Annotated in this window: 18 protein-coding genes and 1 pseudogene; 10 read left to right on the forward strand and 9 right to left on the reverse strand. The window is 59.0% G+C overall.

The window, feature by feature from the left end:
- Positions 1–63: 63 nt before the first annotated feature.
- Positions 64–876, forward strand: a complete 813-nt coding sequence (locus CFBP5499_RS09450; RefSeq protein WP_080824725.1) for a glycosyltransferase family 25 protein — start codon at positions 64–66, stop codon at positions 874–876.
- A 183-nt stretch (positions 877–1,059) separates the two neighbouring features.
- Here the strand turns inward: CFBP5499_RS09450 and betI are convergent, their stop codons facing one another.
- Positions 1,060–1,641: a choline-binding transcriptional repressor BetI gene (betI, locus tag CFBP5499_RS09455; protein ID WP_080824724.1), complete on the reverse strand. Its 582-nt coding sequence runs from the start codon at positions 1,639–1,641 to the stop codon at positions 1,060–1,062.
- A gap of 114 nt (positions 1,642–1,755) precedes the next feature.
- On the opposite strand from betI, the gene choX reads away from it, so the two are divergent.
- The 4 genes and pseudogenes from choX (at position 1,756) to CFBP5499_RS09475 (ending at position 4,534) form a co-directional block, all read left to right on the forward strand.
- Positions 1,756–2,682 carry a choline ABC transporter substrate-binding protein gene (choX, locus tag CFBP5499_RS09460; RefSeq protein WP_233284142.1) on the forward strand — a complete coding sequence of 309 codons (927 nt, stop codon included), beginning with the start codon at positions 1,756–1,758 and terminating at the stop codon, positions 2,680–2,682.
- Positions 2,679–3,509, forward strand: coding sequence for an alpha/beta fold hydrolase (locus CFBP5499_RS09465; protein WP_080824723.1), 831 nt, complete (start codon positions 2,679–2,681; stop codon positions 3,507–3,509). Before choX ends, CFBP5499_RS09465 begins: the two co-directional genes overlap by 4 nt.
- 124 nt (positions 3,510–3,633) lie before the next feature.
- Positions 3,634–4,112, forward strand: a pseudogene (locus CFBP5499_RS09470) (DMT family transporter).
- The gene (locus tag CFBP5499_RS09475; protein WP_080824722.1) at positions 4,109–4,534 is read left to right on the forward strand and encodes a DMT family transporter; all 426 of its coding nucleotides are present in this window, start codon (positions 4,109–4,111) and stop codon (positions 4,532–4,534) included. Before CFBP5499_RS09470 ends, CFBP5499_RS09475 begins: the two are co-directional and overlap by 4 nt.
- Before the next feature lie 25 nt (positions 4,535–4,559).
- On the opposite strand, the gene CFBP5499_RS09480 is transcribed toward CFBP5499_RS09475, so the two are convergent.
- A complete protein-coding gene (locus CFBP5499_RS09480) occupies positions 4,560–5,831 on the reverse strand; it encodes a DUF2778 domain-containing protein (RefSeq protein WP_080824721.1) in 1,272 nt (423 codons plus the stop codon).
- Between the two features lie 455 nt (positions 5,832–6,286).
- Between CFBP5499_RS09480 and pncA the strand changes: the two genes are divergently transcribed.
- Positions 6,287–6,913: a bifunctional nicotinamidase/pyrazinamidase gene (gene pncA / locus CFBP5499_RS09485; RefSeq protein WP_080824720.1), complete on the forward strand. Its 627-nt coding sequence runs from the start codon at positions 6,287–6,289 to the stop codon at positions 6,911–6,913.
- A gap of 10 nt (positions 6,914–6,923) precedes the next feature.
- Here pncA and CFBP5499_RS09490 read toward each other — a convergent pair whose 3' ends face one another.
- Positions 6,924–7,160: a DUF2164 domain-containing protein gene (locus tag CFBP5499_RS09490; protein WP_080824719.1), complete on the reverse strand. Its 237-nt coding sequence runs from the start codon at positions 7,158–7,160 to the stop codon at positions 6,924–6,926.
- 168 nt (positions 7,161–7,328) lie between these two features.
- Between CFBP5499_RS09490 and CFBP5499_RS09495 the strand changes: the two genes are divergently transcribed.
- Positions 7,329–8,051 (forward strand): AzlC family ABC transporter permease, encoded by a 723-nt coding sequence (locus tag CFBP5499_RS09495; RefSeq protein WP_080824718.1) that lies wholly within the window; start codon positions 7,329–7,331, stop codon positions 8,049–8,051.
- The gene (locus tag CFBP5499_RS09500) at positions 8,048–8,362 is read left to right on the forward strand and encodes an AzlD family protein (RefSeq protein ID WP_080824717.1); all 315 of its coding nucleotides are present in this window, start codon (positions 8,048–8,050) and stop codon (positions 8,360–8,362) included. Before CFBP5499_RS09495 ends, CFBP5499_RS09500 begins: the two co-directional genes overlap by 4 nt.
- On the opposite strand, the gene CFBP5499_RS09505 is transcribed toward CFBP5499_RS09500, so the two are convergent.
- Entirely contained in the window at positions 8,359–10,200 is a 1,842-nt protein-coding gene (locus tag CFBP5499_RS09505; protein WP_080824716.1) for an aminopeptidase P family protein, read from the reverse strand. The two genes, CFBP5499_RS09500 and CFBP5499_RS09505, sit on opposite strands and share 4 nt — an antisense overlap.
- A 292-nt stretch (positions 10,201–10,492) precedes the next feature.
- On the opposite strand from CFBP5499_RS09505, the gene CFBP5499_RS30005 reads away from it, so the two are divergent.
- Entirely contained in the window at positions 10,493–10,666 is a 174-nt protein-coding gene (locus CFBP5499_RS30005; protein WP_003522343.1) for a hypothetical protein, read from the forward strand.
- A gap of 147 nt (positions 10,667–10,813) precedes the next feature.
- Here CFBP5499_RS30005 and CFBP5499_RS09515 read toward each other — a convergent pair whose 3' ends face one another.
- The 3 genes from CFBP5499_RS09515 to CFBP5499_RS30010 all read right to left on the reverse strand — a co-directional run bounded on the left by CFBP5499_RS09515 (position 10,814) and on the right by CFBP5499_RS30010 (position 12,680).
- Positions 10,814–11,692, reverse strand: a complete 879-nt coding sequence (locus tag CFBP5499_RS09515) for a 50S ribosomal protein L11 methyltransferase (protein ID WP_080824714.1) — start codon at positions 11,690–11,692, stop codon at positions 10,814–10,816.
- A 79-nt stretch (positions 11,693–11,771) separates the two neighbouring features.
- Positions 11,772–12,380, reverse strand: coding sequence for a cytochrome oxidase assembly protein Sco (gene sco, locus CFBP5499_RS09520; protein WP_080824713.1), 609 nt, complete (start codon positions 12,378–12,380; stop codon positions 11,772–11,774).
- Between the two features lie 141 nt (positions 12,381–12,521).
- Positions 12,522–12,680 (reverse strand): hypothetical protein, encoded by a 159-nt coding sequence (locus CFBP5499_RS30010; RefSeq protein WP_233284143.1) that lies wholly within the window; start codon positions 12,678–12,680, stop codon positions 12,522–12,524.
- A gap of 224 nt (positions 12,681–12,904) precedes the next feature.
- On the opposite strand from CFBP5499_RS30010, the gene CFBP5499_RS09530 reads away from it, so the two are divergent.
- Positions 12,905–13,372: a chemotaxis protein CheW gene (locus CFBP5499_RS09530; RefSeq protein ID WP_004430791.1), complete on the forward strand. Its 468-nt coding sequence runs from the start codon at positions 12,905–12,907 to the stop codon at positions 13,370–13,372.
- A gap of 200 nt (positions 13,373–13,572) precedes the next feature.
- Here the strand turns inward: CFBP5499_RS09530 and CFBP5499_RS09535 are convergent, their stop codons facing one another.
- Positions 13,573–14,064 (reverse strand): CreA family protein, encoded by a 492-nt coding sequence (locus CFBP5499_RS09535; protein ID WP_080824711.1) that lies wholly within the window; start codon positions 14,062–14,064, stop codon positions 13,573–13,575.
- 46 nt (positions 14,065–14,110) lie between these two features.
- Positions 14,111–14,719 carry a 3'-5' exonuclease gene (locus tag CFBP5499_RS09540; RefSeq protein ID WP_080824710.1) on the reverse strand — a complete coding sequence of 203 codons (609 nt, stop codon included), beginning with the start codon at positions 14,717–14,719 and terminating at the stop codon, positions 14,111–14,113.
- Between the last annotated feature and the right edge of the window lie 7 nt (positions 14,720–14,726).

Here is a 14,726-nt window from a genome sequence, read left to right on the forward strand (position 1 = left end):
CACGTCACGCCATTGCAATAAAGGAGTTGCAATGGCGGACTAAAAACCGGGACGGGGACTGCTTTGCACATATTGCCGAAAAGCCAGCGCAAGCTTGCCATTTTCCTGATCAACATGGACAGCGCCACAAAGCGCCTGACCGACATGAACGCCCGCCTCGATGCCATGGGGCTGAAGGCGGAGCGCGTTGCCGGCGTCAATGGCAGGGAGCTGAAATATCCGATCCCGGAATTCAGCGAAATTTCCAATATGCTCATGCATGGCCGCCGCACCTCGCCGCCGGAAATCGGCTGTTATCTCAGCCATGTCACCTGCGCCAATAAATTCACTGATAGCGATGCCGATATCGCGCTCATCCTTGAGGACGACGTGGTCTTCGAGGATGATTTTCTTGATGCCATTGATGAAGCGGTTTTGAACGGCGGTGATTGGGATATTCTGCGGCTGACGACGGTCAGCAACGGCCGCAAATTTGCATTCCGCCCATTGTCCAATGGCCGATCGCTGGCAGTCGCGCTTACCCGGGAAAAAGGATCGGGCGCCTATCTCGTTAACCGCCGCGCCGGAAAATGGATATCGAAACTCATCCCCATGCGGCTCGCCTACGACATCGCCTTCGATCTCGAATATCTTTCCGGCCTGAAGGCCGCCTTCATCTATCCGCTCTGCGCCACACAGGATGCGGATGGCGAAAGCCAGATCCAGAACAATCTGCGCATCTATCGCCTGCCGCGCTGGCGTTATTTCACCGTTCTGCCCTATCGCGCCTATCTGGAAACCAGCCGGTTTCTGCTGCGCGGCATCCGCTTCTTGATGGCAAAGGCGAAGGTGGCAATGGAAGGCGGCAAGACCAAAGCCGTTCCAGCCGGCAAATGAACGTCCGGCTCACACCTCACCGGGCGTGAAGCCAACGAGATAGACAGCCACAATCACGGCGGCGAGAATGAAAATCGAAATGACGAAAATCGTCATCCGGTTCAATGGTTTGCGGGTCGTTTTCTTCATGGGGGAATAATGCAGCGCACGCAAACTGGTTCCCTGCGAAACGACGCTACGGCTTCACGAAGCCGGTAACCTGTGGGCTAGATAGTCCCGCATCTGCTCCATCGCCTCTTCCCGTGTCAAACCGCCCGACTGCAATCCGGAGCGTAGCCAGAGCCCGTCGATAAGCGTCGTGATCCCGAGCGCAACTGTTTCGGCTTCCTCCTTCGGCACGAGATGCGTCAGCGCGGAGAGAAGATTGGACCGCATACGCGCATGGATCACCTTCTGGATACGGGCCAGTTGCGGCTCTCGCGGAACCTCGGCGCAAAGCGAGAGCCAGGCGTGACAGATCGAAGGCTGAAAGAAATCTTCGTCAAAATTCCCGTCAATGATGGCATCGAGCCGGCCCCTCGGCGTCTTGGCTCGATTGAGACGCGTTACCACGGCTTCTTTCAGCCTGGCATTGGCTTCCCGCATGGCATGTTCAAACAGTTCCTGCTTGCTGGCGAAGTAATGCAGCACGATCCCCTTGGAGGCTCCGGCTTGCGCAGCGACTTTTTCAAGCGTCGAACCCGCCATGCCTTCCCGCTGCAGCACGTCGAAAGCCGCCCGCCTGAGTTCCGCCCTGCGAATATCGCTTATTCTGGTCAGTCGCATCGTTGTCTCCGAAAATATGACACCACATTGACAATTTTTCCGGAAAGATCAATTATTGTCCCAATGGTCAACTTAATGACCGATTGGATAAAAGGTGGAACGATGAAACGATCAATGACAGCCGTTGCGGCTGCGGTCATTTTTTTTGCTGCCCCCATGCCCGGATTTGCAGGAGAAGCGGAAAGCTGCAGACAGGTGCGGCTGGCGGAACCGGGCTGGAACGATCTAGCCTTCACGACCGGCATTGCCATGTCGCTTCTGAAGGCGCTGCATTACGAACCGCAAAGCCAGCTTCTAGGCATCGACGTCATCTATATGAGCTTGAAGGGCAAGGACCTCGACGTCTTCATGGGCTATTGGGACCCGGCAATGGTCAACTATTACAAGCCTTACAAGGAGGATGGTTCGGTCGAAAACGTCAGGATCAATCTCGAGGGTGCCAAATACACCTTTGCCGTTCCCACCTATGTCTGGGACGCCGGGGTCAAGGACTTTTCGGATCTGCAGAAATTCGCTGATCGGTTCGACAAAAAACTCTACGGGATAGAGCCTGGCTCCAATCAACTGATGCTCGATGCCATCAAGGATCCCGCCCTCGGCATGACGGACTGGGAAGTGGTGGAATCGAGCGAGCAGGGCATGCTCTCGCAGGTCGCGTGTTCGGCTCGCAACAAGTCTTTCATCGTGTTCCAGGGGTGGGCTCCGCACCCGATGAACAGCAAGTTCGACATAAAATATCTGACCGGTGGCGACAAATTTTACGGGCCAGATTTTGGCGCAGCCACAGTGACCACGCAGGTACGCAAAGATTACCTGCAGGAATGCCCCAACGTGACGAAACTCCTGGAAAATCTGACTTTCGATATTGAATACGAGAACAAGGGAATGGACGACATCATGAACGGCGGCATGGCTCCGGAAGATGCGGCCATGCAAGCTCTGGCAAGAGAACCGCAACGTCTGGATGCCTGGCTGGATGGCGTCACGACATTCGACGGGCAGGATGGTCTAGCGGTGGTCAGGCGGAGGCTCGGCCTATGACATCTGTCTTCTCTGACGATTGGGAAAAGCGCAAGCAGTATATCGAACTGCCCCGCGGCCGTCGGATGGGGTTTATTGACAGCGGCGGTCCGGGGCCAAACCTTCTGATGCTGCACGGGTTTTCGGATACGAGCCGCAGTTTCTGCATGCTGGAGCCGTATTTCCGCGAATACAGACTTATCGTTCCTGATCTGCCTGGCCATGGCGTTTCGTCCGCGGGTCAAGGTATGCATGTCGCGGATTTCGCTGAAACGATCGACCACCTTCTGGCATTGCTCGGCGTTTCAAGGCTGTTTGTGCTCGGCCATTCGATGGGGGCTATGACCGCCATCGAATTGGGCGTCAGGCGAGGTGATTCCATTCGGGCGCTTGCGCTGATATCGGCAACGCTCGAGCCGAATTTCGGTGCGGAGAGCCAGTTGACCAAAGATATCCTCGCCCTTAGCGATCCGATCCGGCCCACCGGACGTTTTCTGCATGAGTGGTATACCTGCAGCCACCCTGTCGACGATGATTTTCTGTCGAAAATGAAACAGGATGCGGCCAAAATGCCCGCCGCAATCTGGCATGGCATTCTCAGAGGCTTTGCCGAAACGAACCTTCACCACAGCGCAGCAAGCGTGAAGAAGCCGGTTCTGTGCCTTGCTGGTTCCGACGATCCTCTTTTCGACGCCTCGCATCGCGATCGACTTTTCGAGGCTTTCCCGGAAGCTCGAACCGTCACCCTTGCCGGGCATGGCCATAATCCACATTGGGAAGATCCGCAGGGCGTATCCATGGTGATTGTGGATTTTTTTGCCGATGTGATGTCTGACATTCTCCATTGACGACGGAGCGTGGCGGAAAATAAAGGCGCGGCCGGCAAACGAATTTAGAAAGGCCTGATAAATCGATTTCGCTTTCAGGGCCGATATTGTAACGCTTCGCTGCGCAATGAGATTTCGGCCCGCCATGACAGATACGACGCATCCCCGCCTGAACCCGATACATCTCGCCGCCGCCTTCGCGAGCGGCTGCCTTTTGACGCTGATGGTGCATTTCAACGGTCAGCCCATTACGGCAATGCGCTGTTTTCCTCATGGACGGCGCATGGAACCGGCACGGTTGCGGCCCTGGTCTACCTCGCCATCATGCGCCCGAAGAAAGACATGGGCAAGGCAGAAAAACCGAAGGCGCCGCTTTGGGCCTATTGCGGCGGGGTCGTGGGTGCCGCCATCGTCATCCTCACCTCCACGGCCGTCAATTCGCCGCTGGCGCTCTCCGGCACCATTGCGCTTGGGCTTGGCGGACAGGTGATCTTCAGTCTTCTGGCCGATCTTTTCGGCCTCTTCGGCCTGCCAAAACGGCGACCGGATGTGCAGGACATGGCGGCGGTGGCCCTCATTCTCTGCGGCAGTGCGCTCATCATTCTTGTCGGGAGAGCGGCATGATCGTCTGGATCGCCATGGCCTTTGCAGGCGGCGTCTTCGTGTCGCTGAGCCGGCAGATCAATGGCCGCCTCAGCCTGTCCAACTCACCGCTGATCGCTTCCTTGTGGAACCACATTGTCGGTTTTGCGGTACTGACCGTCATCGGTCTCATTGTCGGCGGCCTCATTCCGCCCGGTGCTGCCGACGCGCCCTGGCTTGCCTTTATCGGCGGTCCCATCGGCGTCGTTTTCATCGCTTCGGGAAGCTGGCTCATTCCCCGCATCGGTGCGGTCAACACCGCCCTTCTCGTCATCAGCGGCCAGATGGTGTCGGGCGTCGTGCTCGATCTTTTCAGCGATCACCCCCCAAAGATCTGGGCAAGCGCGCTCGGCATCCTGCTCATCCTTGCGGGCATGGTGCTGACACAGCGCCGCCGCCGCTAGGGCATTCCGCTAGAATCAAAGACGGTCAGGAATCGCTGCCGCGCGAGAACATGCCGAGCAGCGTCTTGCCGCCGTTTTTGCCGCCACTGCTCGCAAGCGTCGGGCGGTTGCCATTCAGCTTCGGCACCACCACCATGCGCTTGATCTCGCCGCGCTTGAAGGCCGCGAGGAAGCGCGGATAGTCGCGGAACACGACGCAGCCATTCGATTCGCCGCGTTTCGCCAGCATGTAGGTGTGGGCGAGAAGGCCGTCACGGCCATGCGGGTTGACGCCGCTCTCCGGTGTCAGGCGAATGGCTTCGACGCCATGGAACCGGGCCTCGCGCATCGTCAGGCGGTAGCTGGAAGGCGGCGTCGAGCCGCGCATCCTCACATGCACATAGTCAGGATTGTCGCGCATCTTGCCGATGCCGGAATGCGCTTCCAGCTTCTCGCCATTCGGCATATGCACCACGCCGGAGGAAATATCGTAGATCGCCGTGCCATTGCCGCGATCCGGCCACGGAACCGCATCCATCTTGCTCGGCTCACGCATCGGATTGTCAGGCTTCGCAAAGGCGAGCATGGCACCGGTGCTCTGCTTCGGCGGCGCAGGTGCGCGCAGCGGAACCGGCGCATCAAAAGCGGGCGCGGAAGCAACCTCGGTCTTGGCAGGTGCGGCAGGACGCGGCGACGGCTCGACCGCCTCAGCGCTCGCGATTTCAGGCCGGAAGCTCGGCAGTGGCACGTCATCGGGAAGCAGGCTGCTTGCCTCTTCTTCGATCTGCGGCCGTGCCAGCGCCACTTCAAATGCCGGATGCTGCGGAACCGCGCTCTGATAGGCAACCTCGGAGGTGCGACCCAACGCCGAATCGACGATTGCCGAGGGCTTCAACGCGGCAAGTTCCTTCACCGTCGCCTGCCCTTTGGCATTGGCGGCCGCGCCGAAGCGCTCGCGGAATTCCTTCGCGCCGATTTCAGGCATGATGCCGGCAAGGCGAACGGCCTTCTGTTGGCCGTGGCTATGGTCGCCCAGGCGGGAAAACTTGCGAACGTGAATATCCCGCGCAGCCGCATGACCGATCGCCGTCCCGGCGGAATCCAGCCTTGCCACCAGTGTCTTCTCAAATTGCCCGACGCCATGCGATGCGGCCGCCATGCTGTGCAGCGAGGCAAAGGCGGCAAAGGCGAAAAGGCCGGCAAAGGCGCCGCCGCCGAGAAGCGCGGACATCCGGCCGAGCGAAGAGGATTTGCCTCTCTTGGCGGAAGACGAACCGGCAAAGCCGGCACCATTATAGGCCGCAGCAGAAAACGCCATGATACTCGTTACTCGAACCGTTCACGCATACCCGGCCAACGCCGGAGGGATTTTGGGACATCCGAAGAGCGGGCGGACACCACGCCGGTTTCGGAATTGACTGGTTCGAAGCATGACGAATTATGGTAACCAAAGTGTTTACGAGTCCCTGCAAAAATATTTCGTTAAGGTCTGCGCATCGTAAGGCGAAGGCAAAACAATGACTTGCGCGGGTACTGCGTGCGTCCGCACTGCATCATCCCGGGAAATGCCCCTTTAAAGGAGCGTCATCGGCCTAAAAAATTCCGTCGCCGCATTGTCAGGTAAATTCTGACTTGGCCGGAAATTTGCTGCAAATGCGGCAGGACTGCGACAAGGTCAGCCCCGCCGGAAACACCCGTGCCTGCCGGACAGGTCGAAAGGGGCTTGATCCATCAAAGCCGGCTTGGCATCCTGAGAGAAAAGGGAGGCACATCATGAAGGCGCTGCTGCTCATCGATATCCAGAACGGGTTTTGCCCGGGCGGCAATCTGGCCGTTGCCGATGGAGACGGGGTCGTGCCCATCGCCAATGCCCTGATCGACAATGGCGGCTACGATCTCATTGTCGCCTCGCAGGACTGGCACCCGGAAAATCACGGCAGCTTCGCCTCGCAGCATCCCGGCAAAAAGCCCTTCGATATGGGCGAACTTTCCGGCAAGCCGCAGATGATGTGGCCGGACCATTGCGTGCAGGGTACGCCAGATGCGGAGTTTCACCCAGACCTGAAGACGGAAGCCTTCGATTACATCCAGCAGAAGGGCGAAAACCCCGCCATCGACAGCTATTCCGCCTTTCGCGACAATGACCAGGTGGCCACGACAGGACTGGCCGACTATCTGGCCCGCCAGGGAGTGAGGCAACTCGACGTCTGCGGCCTTGCGACCGATTATTGCGTCAGTTTTTCGGTGCTTGACGCCCTCGACATGCTGCCCGGCGTCAAGGTTCGCTTCATCGAGGATGCCAGCCGCGGCATCGACCCACAGGGCATCAAAGCGGCGGTGGCGACCATGCGGGAAAAAGGCGCGGTTATTCTCAAGAGCCGCGATATATTGCGGGACTAGAGCCACGCCCTTAACGCGGTTTCGGCTTCTCCAGCACGTCGATATCAGCCGCCGCATCGTCAAGACGCCTCAGGATCGCCGCATGGGAATCCCTAAGCCCCTGATTGTAAAACACATATCCCATTTCCTCGGCCAGAAAATCCACGAAGATTTCCGCCTGCAGAAGGCCGATCTCGGTTTCGGTCTCGCGGGCGAGATAGTCCCGGATGCGTTTGGCCAGAGCCGCCTTTTCCTGCTTTTCCAGCATTGGTCCTCCACCATCTGACCATGAGGGCACGCGCGACGAAAGCCGCGGCGCGGGCCGCATGAGGCGTTACCGTAACGGAAGCTTCAAGGGAATCAATCGATCCATTCATGCAATTCGTTTGCCAGCCGGGCGGGACGGCGATAGAGCGGCGGCAAGGAGTTTCCAGACATGTTCAATGCAGATTTTCGCGAGGGATTGAAGAGCGGTTTCCCGATCGCCCTCTCCGCCGCCCCCTTCGGTGCGCTGTTCGGCGCGGTCGCCGTCGATAATGGCCTTAGTATCACCGAAGCCACGATCATGAGCGGCACCGTCTATGCCGGTGCCAGCCAGCTCGTCGGTATCGAGTTGTTTGGCCAGAAGGTGGCCCCCTGGCTGATCGTTCTTTCCGTTTTCGCGGTCAATTTCCGCCATATCCTCTATTCGGCCGCCATTGCCCGGATGATCTCTAACTGGTCGCTGCTGCAGAAGGCTGCGGGCTTCTTCGTGCTGGTCGATCCCCAATTTGCCGAATCGGTGAGGAAATATGAGAACACCGGTACGGTCGGGTTCTCTTGGTACATGGGCTTTGCCGCACCGGTTTATGTGCTGTGGCTTGCCATGACCATTCTCGGCGCCTCGCTCGGCAATCTCGTCGGCGATCCGAAAGCCATCGGGCTTGATGTGCTTTTGCCGATCTATTTCATGGGCATGGTCCTCAGCTTCCGTCAGCGGGAGAATTTCTACCCTGTCATGCTGGCAAGCGCTGCCGGCGCGACGGTCGCCTATCATTTCGTCGGTTCGCCCTGGCATGTCAGCCTCGGCGCGATAGCCGGAATTGTCGTCGCGGTCCTCTATCCGCCGAAACCGAATGGTGAAGCGGCCAATCCCGAAAGCAAGGCGGAAACACCATGAGCGACATGCTGCACGCCGATACGCTGATCCTGATCGCACTCGCCGCCATCGCCACCTATCTCACCCGCATCGGCGGTTATGTGCTGATGACGCGGATGAAATCCATTCCGCCGCGCATGGAGGCCGGGCTGAACGCCGTGCCCGTTGCGGTTCTGACCACGCTCGTCGCACCCGCTTTTTTTGAAGGCGGATACGAGGTGAAGATCGGCATGGTGGCAGCCCTTCTGGTCTGCCTGCGCTTTCCCGGCCTGACGATGCTCGCCATCGGCTGGGCCATCGTCATCGCCATCAGGCACTTCCCGCTGTTTTAGGCGGCCCGCTCCAACGGCTTCGTCGCGGCAACGAGCCACGCCTTCACCTCTTCATCAGTGATGAGGGGAGAGAGCTTCTCCAGAACGCCAGCGTGGTAGGCGTTCAGCCAGTTGAGTTCCTCGTCGGTCAGGAACTCAGTGACGACAAGCCTGTTATCGATGGGGCACCAGGTCAGCGTCTCGAAGGAGAACATCGGCTGGTCGCCGCCGGCGACCTCTTCCACGTCGCGCACAAAGATCAGGTTCTCGATACGGATGCCGAAGGCGCCGGGGCGGTAATACCCCGGCTCGTTCGACAGGATCATGCCCGGCAAAAGCTCCTGCGTCGAAAGCCTTGCAATACGTTGCGGCCCCTCATGCACGGAGAGATAGGAGCCAACACCGTGGCCGGTGCCATGGGCATAATCCGCCCCCGCCTTCCACAGTGCGATGCGCGCCAGCGGATCGAGGTCGCAGCCTCGCGTTCCCTTCGGAAACCGTGCAGCACTGATGGCAATCACGCCCTTCAGCACCAGCGTGAAGAAACGCCTCTGCTCTTCCGGCACCGTGCCGATCGCAACGGTACGGGTGATGTCGGTGGTGCCGTTGACATATTGTGCCCCGGAATCGACGAGAAACATCTCGCCATCGGCTAGTGTGCGGTCCGTGTCCGTCGTGACCCGGTAATGGATGATGGCGGCATGTTCGCCAGCGCCGGAAATCGTGTCGAACGACACATCCTTCAGCGGGTTCTGCATCGCCTGCCCCACTCTGGCGCGCGCGGCCTCCAGCGCCTTGACCGCAGCGATTTCGGTGACGCTGCCCGGCTGCTGGCGATCCAGCCAGCAGAGATATTCGACCATGGCCGCACCATCCTGCACATGCGCGGCAGCCGAGCCGGCAAGCTCCGCCTTGTTCTTTCGCGCCCGCGGCAAGCGGACAGGATCGGCCTCTTCAACCAGAGAGCCACCCGCCGCCGTGACCGCGCCCGTCAACGCCACCGGCGTCAGATCCGCATCGACCATCACCCGGCCCTTGGCGCTGGCAATGGCATGCAAACGGTCGGCAATCTTCGACGGCGGCATTTGAGTGGCCAGCTGCGCCAGATAGGCCTCGGTCTCGATGCCGGTCTTGCGCTTGTCGAGAAAAATATCCGCCTTGCCGTCAGCATAAATGATGCCGCGGGCGAGCGGGTGCGGCGTGTGGGGCACGTCATTGCCGCGAATATTGAAAATCCAGGCGATGGATGACGGGTCGGTGACCAGCAGGGCATCCGCACCCTTGGCAGAGACCGTTTCGGCGAGCGACGCGATCTTTTCCTTCGCCAGTGTCCCGGTAAACGCTTCCGGCTGGATGACAACGGGCTCCAGCGGTTCGGCGGGACGGTCCTGCCAGAGAGCATCAAGCGGGTTCTTTTCCAGAAGAACGACCGAGCCGCCCTTGCCATCAAGCGCCTTTTCCAGCCGCTTCAACTCGGCGCCGGTATGCAGCCAGGGATCGATACCGAGCCGGAAACCCTGTGGAGCATGTTCGGCAAGCCAGACGGAAGGCGGCGCGCTGACCAGATCACCGCCGGTAAACACCGACTGATCGACCTGCGACTTGAGCTGCGTCGTATATCGGCCATCGACGAACACCACCGCTTGCGCGCGCGTCACCAGCGCAATGCCGGCCGAGCCGGTAAAACCGGTCAGCCAGGACAGCCGCTCGGCGCACTCAGGCACATATTCCCCCTGATACTCATCGGCGCGTGGCACGAGAAATCCGTCGATACCGAGGGCATCGAAACCGGCGCGCAGCGCCTCGACACGGGCCTTGCCGAATTGCGGTGCGGATTTGTTGTCGAAGGTCTGGAACATGGATATCTTTCAGGAACTGTCATGAGAAAAGCTGTCGCCTGCGCGGTCAGACCGGTGGCCAAGGACGACAATGCCATGCCGGTGAAGCCGGTTTCAAGCCATATATGACAGAGCAGATTACGACGATAAATTGTGCAGTTTGCATGGAATAAGTAGTACTCAAAACAGATTGATATGCGATTTACGCATGTCTACCGTGAGCTTTCCCACCTAACCAAACAAAAACACATCGCTTATCTCTAAGTCAACACAGCGAGAGAGACACTCTCCTGGCAAACAAGGATTTGAAGCAATGGCAAAGTCTTTCCTCCGCACCGCCTTCGATCGCGTCGTTGAAGCACGCGAGCGTCAGGTTAGCCGTCATGTCAACGCCGCCCTTCTGAACCTCGACGACAAGTCGCTCGAAGCGCTGGGCATGAACCGCGCCGATCTCCGTCGCAAGGCGAAGTCCAGCTACGTATTCTGATCACGTCAGGCGCGGCGATCCTCCCTCCACCGCGTCTGAACAGGAATACGTCGACCCGCTTGAGCAAGCTCCTCCCATGCTCGCGGGTTTCCAGGCGGCGCGAAAGCGCCGCCTTTTCTTTTGTTCGAAATAGCTGTTGCGAGAACTTCAGTCCTTGCGCAGATGCAGCGTCACCCAGCCATTGCGCCAGATGGTGCGGACATGGGAAAGCCTTGCACCATTATAGGCGGAAAGCACCTTCCAGCGCTGCGATGCGAGAATGCCCGACAGGATAACGGTGCCGCCGGGCGCCAGATGCGTGACGAGCTGCGGCGCCATCTTGATGAGCGGCCGCGCCAGAATATTGGCGATGATGAGATCGAACGGACCATGCTTGCGGAAGGCATCCGAGTGGAAACCCGGTGCGGTCTCCAGCGCCATCCCGGAAACAATGCCGTTCAGCCGCACATTTTCCTTCGCCACCTTGACGGCAATGGGATCGATGTCAGTCGCAAGCACGGGAATAGGACGCATCTTGCGCACGGCAATAGCGAGAACACCGCTGCCGGTGCCGAGATCGAGCGCGTTGCGCACCGTCCGTGCACGTAGCACTTCCTCAATCATTTCGAGGCAACCGGCCGTGGTGCCGTGATGGCCGGTGCCGAAAGCCTGCCCCGCCTCGATCTCGATCGCCAGATCGTGGGGTTGCACCTTGTCGCGGTCATGCGCGCCATGGACGATGAAGCGCCCTGCCCGCACCGGCTTCAGCCCCTCGAGCGACTTGGCGATCCAATCGACATCGGGAACGATTTCCTTCTCAATGACGACACCGGGAAATGCGGGAGCAAGCAAAGCGCTGACGCGCTCGCGGAACTCCTCCTCCTGCTCGGCCATCAGATAGACGGAGGCTTCCCAGATGTCGCGCTTTTCGTCCACCTCGGTCGTGGCGATCGCGACATCCTCCTCACCGAAATAGTCCGACATGAGATCGAGGATTTCACCGGCCTTGATTTCGGTCGTGGTGACATAGAGGCGGATTTCGCTCACGGCGGCTGCTTTCTCTGGCTAGGGCTACTCAATCTGCCTTTGCCACAAAACCTTCATCAGTCCAATAAGCCCGGCGCAATTATGCCTTCGCGCCTTTAAGAAGATTCTGGAGCTTCTGCTCGGCGACGTCAGGGTTTTCGCCATAGGCGATCGTCCCTGCGAAGCGGCCGTTGGCATCGAGCAGGATCACGGATGCCGTGTGATCCATGGTGTAATCGCCATTCGGATTCTTCTCGTCCACCGGTACCTTCTTGGCATAGATACGGTAGCCCTTCAGCGTCTCGGCAATCTTGTCGGCCGGGCCGGTGATGCCGGTGATCCGCTTCGAGACGTTGGAGACATATTGCTGCATGATCTCAGGCGTATCGCGCTCGGGATCGACGGACACGAAATAGGCCTGCAGCTTGTCGCCGGCCGGATCGACCTTTTCCATCCAGCCATTCAGCTCGAACAGCGTGGTCGGGCAGACTTCCGGGCAATGGGTGAAACCGAAGAACAGCGCCGTGGGCTTGCCCTGAAACGCCTTTTCGGTGATCGGCTGGCCATTTTGCGCGGTCAGCGCGAAAGGCACGCCATAGGCCGTCTCCACCATTTCCTCGCGGGTCTTCGTCATCTCGATCGTCAGCCAGCTGACGACACCGGCGAGAACGACCACCACGGCCCACAATACGATGCGAATATTTCTCATTGTCCAATCCTACCCCGAAAGCCGGCGGCATATCGCAGGCCCTGCCCGACTGATAGCGAACGGCAGCAGCGACGGCAAATCAACTGGCCGTATTTGGGCTGACCGCGCTGATTTGTCACAAAGCCGCAATTGGCATTGGGATCACAGGCACCAGGCAATGCCGCTCTGCACGGCGGAAAGGAAGATATCCGTGCCGTGTCGCACCCAGCCGTCAAAGGCAAGAAGCACGATGGCAAGCGAAGCCACCGCGGCAAGACTTGCCAGAATAAACTTCAGCGGATGGGACGTCAGTGCCTTCATATCCCTGTTATAACCTGTTTGCGCGGACGCGAAAACCGCCAAAATACTGGGTTTTCGCCGTCTGGTGGCGGCAATTGTTAGGGAAAGTTTAAAATCTTGCTGCGCATGATGACCACAGCGGTTTTTCAAGCCTCGACATGATGTCTCCCGGTCCATTCCGGCCACCGCATAAAGCTCAATCCTGCGCGGGCCTGTTAGAGAGCCATCAGAGGAAACCTGCCGTCATGTCCAACGCCATCAAGCAATCCGGCGCATATCTTGAAATCGTTTCCTTCCATCTGAGCGATCAGGAATTCTGCATCGACATCATGGCGATCCGCGAAATCCGCGGCTGGGCGCCGGTTACACCGATGCCGCATACCCCGCCTTATGTTCTCGGCCTCATCAACCTGCGCGGCGCCGTCATTCCCGTCATCGACATGGCTGGCCGCCTCGGCATGAAGATGACCGAACCGTCCGAACGCTCCGCCATCATCGTCACCGATATCGGCGGCAAGCTGGTCGGACTTCTCGTGGAACAGGTCTCCGACATGATGACCATCCGCTCCGAAGACCTGCAGCCTGCACCGGATATCATTCCGGAAGAGCAGCGCAGCTTCTGCCGCGGCATCGTGGCGCTGGAAAAGAGCATGGTCTGCTTCCTCAACCTCGACACCGTCATTGCGGACGAGTTGGCGCGCGAAGCGGCCTGATTAGGCCGGTTCGCCTGATACTTTAACGATTCCGAAACATCCACACTCCGTCATTCCGGCCTTGAGCCGGAATCCAGTTCGATCAAGTCCTTGATCGAGAAAGAGTTTTTTCACGGCGCAGACGCGCCGTGGCTGGATGCCGGATCAAGTCCGGCACGACGGTTGAGGTCTTGGCGGGCAACGCAGCCCCGACGGCACCCTTACGGCTTGCCCTTTTCCCACGTCACCTGCTGGTTATAGAGCGGCACCGTCGATATCGCCATTTTGGCCGAGCCGTCCGTCAACTCCCGCGCATGCACCAGATAGATCAGCGTGTCATTCGCCTTGTCATAAACGCGGCTGACGACGAGCTTTTTCCAGACCAGCGACATGCCCTGCCGGAACACCTCTTCTCCACCCTTGGAGAGATCGATGTCGCCGATTTCCACCGGCCCCGTCTGGCTGCAGGAAATGGCGTTGTTGGAAGGGTCTTCGAACCAGTTGCCGTTCTTCAGCCGGTCGATCACGCCGCGGTCGAAATAGGTAACGTGGCAGGTGACGCCCTTGATCTTCGGATCGGCGATCGCCTCGATGACGATGTCATTGCCGATCCAGTCGACGCCGACTTCACCCACCACCTGCGAATGCGCTGCTGTTACCGGCAGCAATGCCAGAAGGCCCGCAAACAAACCCGACAGAGTTTTCATCCTCATCGCATCTTCTCCGTTACGCTGCTTCAAACATAAGTGGACGAAGCCGTTACGCAACCCGCGAGACAGCGCGTTTTTTCATGCTGCAGGGCTGGTAACCTGTAGACGTGAGACGACCGGCCACCATGCCGATCTTTTCCGGCAGATCGCGGACATGGGCGACCCGCAGCGCCTTGGCAGCGGCGATGGACGCCGCCGCACAGACAACGGCATCTTCCGCGGCATTATGGTGTACGAAACGCAGCTGGAGATGGTGGGCAATGACATTCAGCTTGTGCGACACCAGATGTGGCCAGACATGCCGGGCAATCTTGACGCTGCACAGATAGGAAAGGTCAGGATAGGACTGCCGGTATTTGTCGAACGACGCCCGCATCACGCTGAAATCGAATGCGGCATTATGGGCAATCATGGTCGCGCCCGCGAAGTCGTCGATAAACTCTTCCATCACCTCAGGGAATTCCGGCGCATCTTCGACGTCGGCTGGGCGAATTCCGTGCACGGCAATGTTGAAGGGCGAAAACCGCATATCCTTCGGGCGGATGAGACGTTCCTCGACGCGAACGATCGCGCCCTCTTCTATCCACGCAAGCCCGACGGAGCAGGCGCTGCCCCGTTCCTCATTGGCGGTCTCGAAATCGATGGCAATGGTTTTCAAGAGTGAT

The organism is Agrobacterium tumefaciens (genome assembly GCF_005221325.1).
In the GTDB taxonomy this organism is placed as follows: domain Bacteria; phylum Pseudomonadota; class Alphaproteobacteria; order Rhizobiales; family Rhizobiaceae; genus Agrobacterium.